Origin of the sequence: Nocardia sp. NPDC046763, assembly GCF_040645495.1 — a bacterium.
Lineage (GTDB): Bacteria > Actinomycetota > Actinomycetes > Mycobacteriales > Mycobacteriaceae > Nocardia.
This window is the reverse complement of the sequence record NZ_JBEYYI010000006.1, coordinates 216,703-229,390: the sequence shown is the minus strand read 5'-3', so window position 1 is coordinate 229,390 and position 12,688 is coordinate 216,703. Positions and strand designations below refer to the sequence as shown.

At 68.8% G+C, this 12,688-nt stretch carries 11 protein-coding genes; 4 read left to right on the top strand and 7 right to left on the bottom strand.

Annotated elements, in window-relative coordinates; genetic code table 11:
- Positions 1-5: 5 nt before the first annotated feature.
- The 3 genes from ABZ909_RS12605 to ABZ909_RS12595 form a co-directional block, all read right to left on the bottom strand.
- On the bottom strand, positions 6-1,106 hold the full coding sequence (locus tag ABZ909_RS12605; protein WP_356998537.1) for a type III PLP-dependent enzyme: 1,101 nt from the start codon (positions 1,104-1,106) through the stop codon (positions 6-8).
- A 227-nt stretch (positions 1,107-1,333) separates the two neighbouring features.
- Entirely contained in the window at positions 1,334-3,844 is a 2,511-nt protein-coding gene (locus ABZ909_RS12600) for a DUF3516 domain-containing protein (protein WP_356998233.1), read from the bottom strand.
- A gap of 46 nt (positions 3,845-3,890) precedes the next feature.
- Complete coding sequence (locus ABZ909_RS12595) at positions 3,891-4,844, bottom strand: PAC2 family protein (RefSeq protein ID WP_354837060.1); 954 nt, start codon at positions 4,842-4,844, stop codon at positions 3,891-3,893.
- 182 nt (positions 4,845-5,026) lie between these two features.
- Here ABZ909_RS12595 and ABZ909_RS12590 point away from each other — a divergent pair, with 182 nt between their 5' ends.
- Positions 5,027-5,734 carry a sensor domain-containing protein gene (locus tag ABZ909_RS12590; RefSeq protein WP_356998232.1) on the top strand — a complete coding sequence of 236 codons (708 nt, stop codon included), beginning with the start codon at positions 5,027-5,029 and terminating at the stop codon, positions 5,732-5,734.
- A gap of 96 nt (positions 5,735-5,830) precedes the next feature.
- Here ABZ909_RS12590 and ABZ909_RS12585 read toward each other — a convergent pair whose 3' ends face one another.
- Positions 5,831-6,403, bottom strand: coding sequence for a hypothetical protein (locus ABZ909_RS12585; protein ID WP_356998230.1), 573 nt, complete (start codon positions 6,401-6,403; stop codon positions 5,831-5,833).
- 124 nt (positions 6,404-6,527) lie between these two features.
- Complete coding sequence (locus ABZ909_RS12580; RefSeq protein ID WP_356998228.1) at positions 6,528-7,475, bottom strand: WYL domain-containing protein; 948 nt, start codon at positions 7,473-7,475, stop codon at positions 6,528-6,530.
- Positions 7,476-7,572: 97 nt separating this feature from the next.
- Here ABZ909_RS12580 and ABZ909_RS12575 point away from each other — a divergent pair, with 97 nt between their 5' ends.
- Positions 7,573-7,977 (top strand): VOC family protein, encoded by a 405-nt coding sequence (locus tag ABZ909_RS12575; protein ID WP_356998227.1) that lies wholly within the window; start codon positions 7,573-7,575, stop codon positions 7,975-7,977.
- 287 nt (positions 7,978-8,264) lie between these two features.
- The gene (locus ABZ909_RS12570) at positions 8,265-9,473 is read left to right on the top strand and encodes a DUF4192 domain-containing protein (protein WP_356998225.1); all 1,209 of its coding nucleotides are present in this window, start codon (positions 8,265-8,267) and stop codon (positions 9,471-9,473) included.
- A 22-nt stretch (positions 9,474-9,495) separates the two neighbouring features.
- Here the strand turns inward: ABZ909_RS12570 and galE are convergent, their stop codons facing one another.
- Positions 9,496-10,476 carry a UDP-glucose 4-epimerase GalE gene (gene galE / locus ABZ909_RS12565; protein WP_356998224.1) on the bottom strand — a complete coding sequence of 327 codons (981 nt, stop codon included), beginning with the start codon at positions 10,474-10,476 and terminating at the stop codon, positions 9,496-9,498.
- Between the two features lie 3 nt (positions 10,477-10,479).
- Entirely contained in the window at positions 10,480-11,166 is a 687-nt protein-coding gene (locus tag ABZ909_RS12560) for an iron dependent repressor, metal binding and dimerization domain protein (RefSeq protein WP_354837046.1), read from the bottom strand.
- Positions 11,167-11,385: 219 nt separating this feature from the next.
- Here ABZ909_RS12560 and ABZ909_RS12555 point away from each other — a divergent pair, with 219 nt between their 5' ends.
- Entirely contained in the window at positions 11,386-12,660 is a 1,275-nt protein-coding gene (locus tag ABZ909_RS12555) for an acetoin utilization protein AcuC (protein ID WP_356998221.1), read from the top strand.
- Positions 12,661-12,688 lie beyond the last annotated feature (28 nt).

Below are 12,688 nucleotides of genomic sequence, written 5' to 3'. Positions count from 1 at the left end.
AAAACTCACTCTCGCTCAGCGCCAGTGACATGAACAGTCAAAGGCGGAAAACCGTTGAAGGACACCGACGAATAGCTCGCCGTATAGGCGCCGGTTTCGAGGATCCGAACGGGATCACCGGCTCGCAACGTGGTCGGAAGGAGGACACGCGTGCGTTGATAGAGTACATCGTCGCCGTCACACGTAGGACCGGCTACCACAGCTTCGTCCTTCGGATCCGTGTCCCGATCGGTTTGGAATCGGTAGGCGATGTACTCGTTCTCGGTTTCGGCCATGCCGTTGTAGCGGCCGATATCGAGGTATACCCAGCGCCGCCCGTCCGGCGCGATGCGAACATTCACCACTTCGGCGTGAATCACACCGGTGTTGCCCACCAGGGCGCGACCGGGTTCCACGACGAGTTCGGTGTGTTCCGGGAGATAGCGGCCCGCCGCCTCGGCGATGGCCGCGCCCAGCTCCGCGAGTCCGGGAGCCGGATCGGCGTACGAAATCGGAAGTCCCCCACCGATATTCACCGCCGTGACTGGAATGTCCTTGATCGCCAACGCTTCCGCGATGGCACCCGCCTGCTCGATGCCGATGCCCCAGGCCTTCGGGTCCAGCTGCTGCGAGCCGACGTGGAAGTAGGGGCCGACCACGGTCAGCCCGAGATCGTGCGCGCGCACCAGCAGCCGCTTGGCCTCACCGGGAGCGCAGCCGAACTTGGTCCCGAACGGGGTCTGTGACTGCGGGGCCGACGACAGGAACCGGCACTCGACCTCGGAGCCGGGCGCGTGCTCGGCGATGCGTTCCAGGTCGTCCTCGGTGTCGAAGGCGTAGCGCCGCACGCCCGCCGCGTAGGCGGTGGCGATCTGGGAAGCCTTCTTGATCGGGTTGCCGTAGCACATGACGGCCGGATCGACACCTTGCGCCAGGCAGAGTTCGATCTCACCGACGCTGGCGACGTCGAACTCCGCGCCCTCGTCGTTCAGCAGCCGGATGATCTCCGGCACGGGACTCGCCTTGACGGCGAAGCGGATTCGTGCCGCGGGAAGTGCGGCGTGCAGTGCGCGATAGTTCGCGCGGACCTTGTCGAGGTCGATGACCAGACAGGGTGACTCGGGCAGGTTTCGACCGGGCAATCTAAGGGAACTCTTTTCTGTCGGCCGCAACGGCTGGGACTCAGGCAACCTGCGAGACGATACACGCGTTGGGCCTCGAAAAACGAACCGGTGGACGATCGATTACGTCACTCTAACGCCGGGATTCGTTCATCTCCCACCCGCGACGTCTTACCGGAGTGTGACCTCGGACCGCAGGGAGCGGCTCGCCGCTCAGCCCGCGGTGACCGAAGTCAGCCGGCGGTGACCGAAAGGTCGTCGAACACCACTTCACCCGCGGCATCGGACTCGGCCAGATCCACGATGGCGTCGATGGACCAGCCGTGGTCGCCGTTGGGGTCGTCGAGCACCTGCCGGACATCCCAGAATCCCGGCCGCTGCTCGACCCGGAAGAGCTGTGGTCCACGGGCATTCGGACCGGTCCCGATGGTCTCGTATTCGTCGAAATAGGGGCCGAGTTCGGCCGCCCAGTCCAGATCGTCGCCCATCTCGGCCAGCGTGTCCCAGCGCCGCAGCGCGGCCAGGTCCACCCGCCGGAACATGGCATTGCGCACCAGCACCCGGAACGCGCGCTCATTGGCGGTGATCGGCCGCACGGTCTCGGCCCCGAACGCCACCTGCTGATCGTCGGACTCCGCACCGGGATTGGTGAGCTGCTCCCACTCGTCGAGCAGGCTGGAGTCGACCTGCCTGATGAGTTCGCCGAGCCATTCGGTGATGTCGTCGAGTTCCTCGGTGCGCGCCTGCTCGGGCACGGTCCGCCGCAGTGCGCGATACGCGTCGGCCAGATACCGCAGCACCACGCCCTCGGAGCGGGCCAGCTCGTAGCCCGACACCAATTCGGCGAAGGTCATGGACCGCTCGACCATCTCGCGGACCACGGATTTGGGGGAGGGCTCGAACTCCGACACCCAGGGGTGCCCGGCCTTGTAGGTCTCGAACGCGGGCTCGATGAGCTCGGCGGCCAGGGGCTTGGGCCAGGTGACCTCTTCGAGGAGTTCCATGCGCTCCTCGTATTCGATCCCGTCGGCCTTCATCTCCGCAACCGCCTCGCCGCGCGCCTTGTGCTGCTGGGCCATGAGCAGCTGGCGCGGATCCTCGAGGGTGGACTCGATGAGTGAGATCACATCGAGGGTGTAGGTCTGCGACTCCTTGTCGAGCAGTTCCAGTGCCGCCAGTGCGAACGGCGAGAGCGGCTGGTCGAGCGCGAAATCGCGCTGCAGGTCGACCATGAGCCGGGCATGGCGTCCGTACCGATCGGGTTCGTCGAGTTGCTGGACCACGCCCGCGTCCCGCAGCGCCCGATACAGCCGGATCGCCTTGAGGATGTGCTTGCGCTGCGCGGCCCGCGGCTCATGGTTCTCCTCCAGCAGATGTCGCATGGCGTAGAAGCAATTGCCTTTGCGTGCAATCACATTCAGCAGCATGGAGTTGGTCACGTTGAACCGCGACACCATGGGTTCGGGCGAGGCCGCCACCAGCCGGTCGAAGGTGTCCTCCGACCAGGACACGAAACCCTCGGGCGGCTTCTTCTTCTGGACCTTCTTGAGCTTCTTCGGGTCGTCGCCCGCCTTGGCAATGAGTCGCGCGTTCTCCACCTCGTGCTCGGGGGCCTGCACGACGACCGTGCCCAGGGTGTCGTAACCCGCGCGTCCCGCCCGGCCCGCGATCTGATGGAACTCGCGGGCATTGAGCCTGCGCGTGCGCACGCCGTCGAACTTGGTGAGTCCGGTCAGCATCACGGTGCGAATCGGCACATTGATACCGACACCGAGGGTGTCGGTGCCGCACACCACCTTCAGCAGCCCGTCCTGGGCGAGCTTCTCGACCAGTCGCCGGTACTTGGGCAGCATGCCCGCGTGGTGCACGCCGATGCCATGGCGGATGAACCGCGACAGCGTCTTGCCGAAGCCGGTGGCGAAGCGGAACTCGCCGATGGCCGCGGCGATGGCCTCCTTCTCGGCCTTGGACGAGACATTGACGCTCATCAGCGCCTGCGCCCGCTCCATGGCCGCGGCCTGGGTGAAGTGCACGACGTACACCGGCGCGAGGCTGGTGGTCACCAGATCCTCGAGCGTCTCGGTGATGGGTGTGCGCACATACGAAAAGCTCAGCGGCACCGGCCGTTCCGAACCGGACACCACGGCGGTCTCGCGGCCCGTGCGCCGGGTCAGGTCCTCGGCGAAGAAGTCGACCTCCCCGAGCGTGGCCGACATGAGCAGGAACTGCGCCCCGGGCAGTTCGATCAGCGGCACCTGCCACGCCCAGCCGCGATCGGGGTCGGCGTAGTAGTGGAACTCGTCCATGATCACCTGGCCGATGTCGGCGGAAGCGCCTTCGCGCAGCGCCAGATTCGCCAGGATCTCCGCGGTGGCGCAGATGATCGGCGCCTCCGGATTCACCGCGGCGTCGCCGGTCACCATGCCCACCCGGTCTGCCCCGAAGACGTCGCACAGCGCGAAGAACTTCTCGCTCACCAGCGCCTTGATCGGCGCGGTGTAGTAACTGCGCTGGCCCCGATTGAGCGCGGCGAAGTGCGCGCCCAGCGCGACCAGCGACTTCCCGGACCCGGTCGGGGTGTTCAGGATGACGTTCGACCCGGTGACCAGCTCCAGCAGCGCTTCTTCCTGCGCCGGATACAGATCCAGGCCGGCCGAGCTCGCCCAGTCGGCGAAGGTCTCGTACAACCAGTCCGGGTCCACGTCGGATACGGCACGGTCGGGAACCAATTCGGACAGCTGCACGCCGCCCAACGTTACCGGTCGCCGCCGCGGACGCCGGTAGCGACCACTACCGCAGCGGCGGGTTCTCCGGTCCGTCGCCGTCGGCGTAGCCGGCCTGCTCGGCCAGGAAGCGTTCGAACTCCGCACCCAGCTCGTCGCCGGTGGGCAGGTCGTTCTCACTGGCCAGCAGGCTGGACTGGCGTTCCTGGGCGGTGACGAAGCTGTCGTACTGGCGTTCCAGGGCAGCCACCACGGTCTCCACCTCGGAGTTGCCGGCGATCTGCTCGTTGACCTGTTCCCGCACTCGCGCGGCGGCATCTGTGAGCGCGGCCAGCGGCAGTTCGAGGCCCGCGTTCTCGGCGACGTTCTCCAGCAGCGTCTGCGCGGCCTCCGGGTAGGCGGTCTGGGTCAGGTAGTGCGGCACATGGACCGAGAACCCGACCGACTCGTGGCCGTGCTGGGCCATCCGGAACTCCAGCAGCGAGGACGCGCTCCCCGGTACCTGCAGCTCACCCGGCCAGCGCTGGTGATCGCCGATCAGATCGGAGTCGGAGGCGTGCGCGGTGACGCCGAGGGGGCGGGTGTGCGGAATCGCCATGGGAATCGCGCTGAGACCGATGGTCCGGCGCACACCCAGCTGCTCGGCGAGCAGTCGCACCGCGGTGACGAACCGCTCCCAGCGCAGGTCCGGTTCCAGCCCGGCCAGCAGTAGGAACGGCGTGCCGGCGGTGTCCTTGAGGGCCCACAGGCTCAGTTCCGGCTCGGTGTAGTCGGAGAAGTGGTCGGTCTTGAAGGTCATCAGCGGCCGCCGCGAGCGGTAGTCGAGCAGCTCGTCCATGTCGAACGAGGCGACCAGTTCGTGCTCGAGGCTTTCCTTCAGATGCGTGGTGGCGAGGCGTACCGCGTGCCCGGCATCGGTGAAACCCTCGAGGCCGTGCACCAGCACCGGACCTGAGCCGTCGGCGGACGACAGCTGCGGAGCCGGGAACTCCAGCTCGTACATTCGCGACTCGTAGTCCATCGCGTACTCCTTCCTGCGTGGCCCACTTGCGCGACCAACCCACATTGTCCCTCATGCGCATGACAGGTGTGCACCACCCGCACTGGGTATGCAACGCGCCGGGCCCGGACACGCATTCCCGGGAGTGTGCCGCGCGGCGTGGCATTCGGTGTGAACAGCCGATTTTCGGCATACTGGGCGGAGTGATCGCGCCCTTCCACACACCCGCACGCAGCAGCCTCAGGACCGCGCACACCGTGGGGATCGTGGCGCTGGGCGGGTTGCTCGCCGCATGCGGGAACACGGTTTCCGGTCATCCGATCGCCGCCCGCAACCCGGTTCCGGCAGCCACCTCCGACACCGGCCTGGCCGGACTGCTGCCGGATCCCTCGCAATTCCCGTCGCGGTACACCGCGATCGTGCTGCCCGCCGGGTCCGCGAACCAGGCCGCCAATGATCTCGAGGGTTACCTGCCGGGGGCACAAGTGGATCCGAACACCTGCGCACCCGTCACGCCCACCGCGGGACCGGCCGTGGCGGTCGGCACCGACGACACCACCCGCGCCACCCTCACCGTGGCGCTCACCAGGTCGGGTCAACCGCTGTCTGCACTGCGAGATCAGTTGCAGCGCTGCGGGACCGTGCGCGTCGGCCACTCCGGTATCACCTCGGTGGTGACCACACAGCTGGATCCGGCGCCGCCGGTCAATGCCGACGACTCACTCGCGCTGCGCCGCACGGTCGGCACCGACAAGAGTGCGACCGGTCTCACCCGGACCATGCAGACGCTGGTGGGTCAGATCGGCGATGTGCGAATCGCGGTGACCTACATGACCTCCGGGTCCACCTCCGACAGCGAGGCCCTCGACGCCCTGTTCACCACCGCGGTGCGCAAGGTCCGTAAGGGCTGAGATCCGGGGAAGCGCAAGCGCTTGGACCCGGGGAAGCGCAAGCGCTTGGACCGGGGGAAGGAGCCGACCTCTGCCCATCTCGGCTCCCGGGCCCGATCAGCAGACGGGAAGCGGGGTGGCCGACCCCGACGCGGAACCGCTACCCGCCGAACCGCTTCCGCCCGAGCCGCTGGCCGAGCCGCTGCCCGCGGAACCGCTTCCGCCCGAGCCGCTGGCCGAGCCGCTACCCGCGGACCCGCTGCTCGACGAGCCCGGGAACAGCGAGGAAACCGGCGGGCAGGAGCCGCCCTGGCCGACGACGTAGACGATGGTCGCCTGGGCGAGGCCCTGCCGGACGCCGATGGTGTAGGTGCCGTCGGACGTGGGGTGCCAGGGCATGTTCGCCGCGGCGCCGGCACCGTACGAGGTCGGGGTGAGGGTGCCGATGACCGCGCCGTTCACCAGGAAGTCGACCGGACTGAGCTGGTCGGAGCCGGACAGCGAGGCCTGGATGGAGCAGCCGTTGGCGACAGAGCACGTCTTGTCGCTGGTGAGCCCGGCGACGTTGATGTTGTCGACCGCTGCCCCGGCCGGGGCGGCCAGTACCGAACCGGCCACGACCGCGAGCGCCGCGGCCGCACAGGCGCCGGCGGCGGTCCGTCGCAGGTCCGGGGAGAGCTGATTACTCATGGGTGAATCCTTTCGGCGCGTTGAAGGGGTCGCGCCGGGCGGACTGTAACAGTGGCGGACCGTTCAATTGAGCGAAATCGCCACTGCTGCAACATGATTCGGTTATTGCATAACAGGGAAGCGGTCACCCGCCGGTTCGGTAGCGCTGCACCAGCTCGGCGCCGAGCCGGGCGAGTTCGGCGCGCACCGACTCCGGCTCGACCACCTCGAGGGCCGCGCCCCAGCCCGCCAGCTGCTGGGCGATCATGAGCGGCGTCGGCGCGGTGATCCGGGCGCGGACCCGCCCGTCGCCGGCCGTGCCGTCCAGAACGCAGTGCCGCCCTTGCTGTTTGCGCAGCACCGGCGCGAGCGCGGCCGGGATCAGCACGGTGGCCGAGAGGGCGGAGCGTTGCCGTTCGACCTCCTCGACCACCTCCGACCAAGCCGTCGGCAGGTCGAAATCCTCCGGCCGGTGGGCGATCTCGTCGGTGATCGCCAGGGTGGCGATCCGGTCCACGCGGAAGGTCCGCTGCCCGTGCTCGGTTCCGGCCACCAGGTACCAGCTGCCGTCCTTGTCCACCAGGCCCCACGGATCGACCACCCGCTCGGTCCGCTGCCCGGCCCGGTCGTAGGCGAACCGGATCCGTCGGCGGCGCACCACCGCTCGCTGCAACTCGTCCACAAGGGCGGGCGTCCGCTGATCCGATTCGCCCCAGCGGGCCGGGTCCACCGCGATCGCGCCCGCCGCCGCCTCGGCCTCGGTGCGGAAGGGCTGCGGCAAGGCGCGCAACAGTTTCCGCAGGGCCGACCTGGTGGCGGGTGCCGCCGTCGCCACCGGGCCCAGCAGCAGGAACAGGGCCTGGGCCTCGGCGGCGGTGAGGCCGCTGAGGTCCGTGCGCGCGCCGCCCACCAGCGCCCAGCCGCCGCCGCGTCCGGGCTGCGGGTAGATCGGAATCCCGGCCGTGGACAGGGCCTCCAGGTCCCGGCGCGCGGTGGCCACCGACACCTCGAGCTCGGTCGCGACCTCCGACGCGGTCACCCGCCCCCGGGTCTGCAGGAACAGCAGGGTGGCCACCAATCGATCCGCGCGCATATCCGGAATTCTGCCCGGAAAAGTGCTCATAAGGTGAGCGCTTTGAGCGCGATGATGGATTCAGACCGAGAACCACCCCCGACCCAGGAGGACGACCATGCTGCGTGGAATGGCCACCGTGAACTACTTCGCCGACGATCTGGAGGCGGCCAAGGACTGGTACAGCGAACTGCTCGGTGTCGCACCGTATTTCACCGTGCCGGGCGGGTACTACGAGTTCCGCATCGGCGACTACCAGGCCGAGCTCGGGATCATCAACAGGAAGTTCGCGCCCTCCCACCCGGATGTCCCGGGCGGCCAGATCGTGAACTGGCACGTCGACGATGTGGCGGCCACCTTCGGGCGACTGCTCGACATGGGAGCCACCGTCTACGAGCCGATCATCGAACGCGGCGAGGGGACCGGGTTCGTGACGGCCTCGGTGGTGGACCCGTTCGGCAATGTCCTGGGCATCATGTCCAATCCGCACTACCTGGAGATCCTGGGTGAGTCGCGGCCGTGATGAATCGTGCTCGGCATGGCGCGATACTCCTTCCGGCACTGCGCAGGACCAGTGCCGAGGCGGACTGTAACAGCGTGACCGCCCCCGCTCGGCCAAAATGAAACGAATCCATTTCAAGTCAGGGTCCGGCGGTTCGGGCGCACGGTAGCAGCGGGCACCGACAGCTCGTGGCCGTGGCGGCCCGGGGCGCGCCGAGCAGTCCACGGCTCGCCGGAATATTCACAGCCTCGGCGAAACCCGAGGTCGGCCGCCCGGGGCGGTCTGCGGCGCGGCGCACTCTCGACGGCATGAACGCACCCAACGAGCCCACCCCACCCGTCGAGCCCACCCCACCCGTCGAGCCGAAGTCGGCCGTCGAGCCCGAGCCACCGGATCGCCCCGAACCTGCCGCCGATCCTCCGTTCGAAGATCCCGGGGAGCGGCTGCGGGCGCCCGGCGATCTGATCGCGGCCGTCCCGGCCATGCTCGGGTTCATGCCCGCCCGATCGCTGGTGGTGACGGTGCTGCGAGCGGATCCGGCCGTGCCCGACATCGCGGCGGTCGAGGTGGTGACCCGGATGGATCTGGACAATCCCGGGCGGAGTGCGATGGGGATGCTGGTCGAGCGGGTCGCGGGCATCTGCGTGCGGCACCGGGCCGTCGCGGCGCTCGCCCTTGTCGTCGACGACCGGGCCACGGTGCCGACCGGCAAGCACCGGGGCGTGCGGGCGCGTAAGCACCACGATCTCGTTGCGGCGCTGGAACATCGGCTCGATGTCGACGCCGTGCCGCTGGCCGGGGCCTGGGCGGTGCAGGCCATCGGTGCGGAACTGCCGTGGTGGACGCTGACCGGACCGTGGTCGCGCGGACTGCAACCGGATCCGGCGGCCTCGATGGTGACGCTGCGGCATGTGCTGGACGGCCGGCCGCTGCGTGGTTCCCGGCGGGAGCTGACCGATATCCTCGCCGTTGACCCGGTGGCGCGTGACGCCACCGCCACTGCCCTGGAGGCGGCGGTCGCTGCCGCGGTCCGCCGGCTGGCCCGGATTGTGCAGCACGGTGATCCGCGCGTGCAGTTGCGGGTCGAGGTGTGTCGGGTGCTGCGCTACCTGGAACGCGTCGAGGCCGGTGCCCGGCTGACGCCGGCCGAGGTGGCGGATGTGGCCGTGGCGCTGCGGGATTCGGCACTGCGCGACATCATGTTCGGGCTCGCCCCGGGCCCGCGCGCCGACGGCGCGGAGGCGCTGTGGCTCCAGCTGGCACGGGCGCTGCCGGATCCGGATCGCGCCGAAGCGGCGGCGCTGGTGGGCTATTGCGCCTACACGCGCGGAGACGGCCCGCTCGCGGGCGTGGCGCTGGACGCCGCGCTGGCCGCCGATCCGAAGCACCGCATGGCGATGCTGCTGGACCTCGGCTTACAGACGGGCCTGCGACCGGAGCGGCTGGGCCGCCTCGCGGACTCCGGCCGGGAAGCGGCCGCCGAACTCGGCATCCACCTCGGGCCGGAGCCGCGATGACAATGCGGCCGGTGCCGCGGACTCAGCGCTCGCTGTGCGCGCGGTCGCCCAGCGAGCGCAGGAAATCCCAGGCGTCGGAGACGATCTCGTCGAGATCGGTGTGTTCGGGCCGCCAGCCGAGTTCGGCGATGGCCTTGGCGCTGGAGGCGATCAGCACGGCCGGGTCACCGGCGCGGCGCGGCGCGTCCACCGAATTGATCGGCAGGCCCGTCACCCGCGCGCACGCCGAAATGACCTCGCGCACCGAGAAACCGGTGCCGCTGCCCAGATTGAAGATGCGGTGCACGCCCGGCTGCGACTGCGCCAGTGCCCGCAGGTGCGCCTGCGCCAGATCGCGAATGTGGATGTAGTCGCGCACCGCGCTGCCGTCCGGCGTCGGGTAGTCGGTGCCGAACACCGAGATCGACTCACGATGACCCAGTGCGGTCTGCAACACCAGGGGGATGAGATGGGTTTCCACCACGCGGTTCTCGCCGAGCCCGGCGTACGCGCCGGCCACATTGAAGTAGCGCAGGCTGGTCGCGGCCAGACCGTGCGCCGCCGCGTACGAGGTGATGGCGTAGTCGATGGACAGCTTCGATGCCCCGTACGGATTGGTCGGCTGTTTGGGTGCGTCCTCGACGATCGGCACCTGCTCCGGCTCGCCGTACACGGCCGCGGTGGAGGAGAACACCAGCCGCGGGGTGCCCGCGTCGCGCATGGCCTCGAGCAGCGCGAGGGTCTTCACCACATTGCCGTGCCAGTACTTCTCCGGCGCTACCACCGATTCGCCGACCAGCGACTGGGCCGCGAAATGCAGCACGCCATCGAAGGATTCGGCCGCGATGAGCTCGGCGCCCGCGGTGGCGATATCGCCCTCGACGAACTTGGCCCCGGCCGGGACGCCGTCGGCATTGCCGGTGGACAGATCGTCGACGACCACGACCTCGTGGCCGTCCTCGAGCAGAACCTGCGCGCAGACGCCACCGACGTAGCCGGCGCCTCCGGTAACCAGAAGCTTCACGTATCAGACCAACTTCACTTGGACGGCATGCGCCATCTCGTCGGACAGTTCGAATCCCTCATGGCCGGGCACCGAGATGATCACCGCACCCGGTTTGGTCTCCACGGTCACGCGGGCATCGGGCACCACGCCCGCCTCCCGGAGCTGATTGATGGTCTCCGGATCGGTCTGGATGTGCTCCGAGAGCCGGCGCACCACCACGGCCTGCGCCTGCCCGGTCGGCAGATCGCTGAGCCGGACCAGTTTCTCGTCGGCCGAGGCATTGGCCTGCAGGCCCAGTTCGTCCAGGCCCGGAATGGGATTGCCATAGGGGGAGGTGGTGGGGTGGTTGAGCACCTCGACCAGACGGCGCTCGACCTCCTCGCTCATCACGTGCTCCCAGCGGCACGCCTCGGCGTGGACGTTCTCCCACTCCAGCCCGATGATGTCGACCAGCAACCGCTCGGCGAGCCGGTGTTTGCGCATCACTGCGACCGCCATGGCGCGGCCCTTCTCGGTCAGTTCGAGGTGGCGATCACCGGCAACGGTCAGCAGGCCGTCGCGCTCCATCCGCGCGACCGTCTGGCTCACGGTCGGGCCGCTCTGCTCGAGACGTTCGGCGATGCGCGCGCGCAGCGGCGTGACACCCTCCTCCTCGAGGTCGTAGATGGTACGGAGATACATCTCCGTGGTGTCGACCAGATCCTTCACCTGTTAAACCCCTTCGTCGGCACGAATTCTACCCATGCACGGCGGCTGCACCGGGCGACAGCTTATTTCGCGAACGCACTGTCAACACCCAGGACGGGCAGCGTGTTCCCTGCGGGTTCTTCGAGCACACACAGCGTTGGCGATACCCTGCCATCCCGGTACGACAGCATTGCGGTGTCCAAAGCGTACGAACTCGTGCGACGCATTAGCGTGGCAGGTATGTCTGGCCGAGTTCGTGGTGACGGAACCCCCATTGGCGATGGAACCGCTGCCGGCGATGGAACCATCGTCTGGTCCGACCGGTTCCTCGATTACACCTGGACCCCGGAGCATCCCATGCGGCCCGTGCGGCTGCAGTTCACCATGGCGCTCGCCGAGGGGCTCGGACTGCTCGACGGTGTGGAGCGGATCACACCCGGGGCGGCCGCGGAATCGGAACTGCTGCGGGTGCACACCCACGACTACATCGAGGCGGTCAAGCACGCTCAGCAACCTCCCGGACCCGCTCCGACCGCGCCGCCCTACGGACTCGGTTCGGCCGACAATCCGGTCTTTCCGCACATGCACGAGGCGGCCTCGGTGATCGTGGGCGGCACCCTGGCCGCGGCGCAGGAGATCGCGGCCGGGCGCACCCGGCGGGCGGTGAGCATCGGTGGTGGCATGCATCACGCCATGCCGGCCTCGGCAGCGGGTTTCTGTGTGTACAACGATGTAGCGGTGGCGATTTCGTGGTTGCTGGACAACGGGTTCGACCGCATCGCCTATGTCGATGTGGATGTGCACCACGGTGACGGTGTGCAGCGGGTGTTCTACGGTGACCCGCGCGTGCTGACCATCTCGGTGCACCAGCACCCGGCGACGCTGTGGCCCAACACCGGATGGCCGGAGGAAACGGGCTCGGGTCCGGCCGAGGGGACCGCGATCAATCTGCCGATCATGCCCGGTACCCGGGATCCGTTGTGGCTGCGCGGCTTCCATGCCGTGGTGCCGGGTGCGCTGGCGGCGTTCCGGCCGCAGATCGTGATCAGCCAGTGCGGGGTCGACACCCATCGCGAGGATCCGCTGGCGGATCTGGAGCTCACGGTGGACGGTCAGCGCGCGGCCTTCATCGCCATGCGCGATCTCGCCGACCGGCACGCCGAGGGCCGCTGGCTGGCGGTCGGTGGCGGCGGGTACGGGCTGATCCGGGTGGTGCCCCGGGCCTGGACCCATCTGCTGGCAACCGCTCTGGACCGCACCATCGATCCCGCCACCCCGACGCCGCCACAGTGGCGTGAGCAGGTGGGCGCTTACGCGCCCATGGTCGCCGTGCCCGAGAGCATGGGCGACGGCGCGGACATCGGTTTCGCGCGCTGGGACGGTCCCGGGGGCGGCCGCGAAACCGGGGACGAGCGCGCCGACCGTGCCCGCCGGGCTCTCGACATATCCGTATTGGCTACGCGCCGGGCGAGTTTCGGCCTGCTCGGCCTGGATCCGGAGGATCCCCGTGACTGACTCCGCCGCCCCGCCCCTCCCGTCTGAC

Excerpts from the sequence above, each read along its gene's own strand:
- ABZ909_RS12595 (WP_354837060.1), bottom strand. The coding sequence starts at position 4,844 with ATGGACTACGAGTCGCGAATGTACGAGCTGGAGTTCCCGGCTCCGCAG.
- ABZ909_RS12555 (WP_356998221.1), top strand. The coding sequence starts at position 11,386 with ATGTCTGGCCGAGTTCGTGGTGACGGAACCCCCATTGGCGATGGAACC.
- ABZ909_RS12585 (WP_356998230.1), bottom strand. The coding sequence starts at position 6,403 with ATGAGTAATCAGCTCTCCCCGGACCTGCGACGGACCGCCGCCGGCGCC.
- ABZ909_RS12575 (WP_356998227.1), top strand. The coding sequence starts at position 7,573 with ATGCTGCGTGGAATGGCCACCGTGAACTACTTCGCCGACGATCTGGAG.
- ABZ909_RS12570 (WP_356998225.1), top strand. The coding sequence starts at position 8,265 with ATGAACGCACCCAACGAGCCCACCCCACCCGTCGAGCCCACCCCACCC.
- ABZ909_RS12580 (WP_356998228.1), bottom strand. The coding sequence starts at position 7,475 with ATGCGCGCGGATCGATTGGTGGCCACCCTGCTGTTCCTGCAGACCCGG.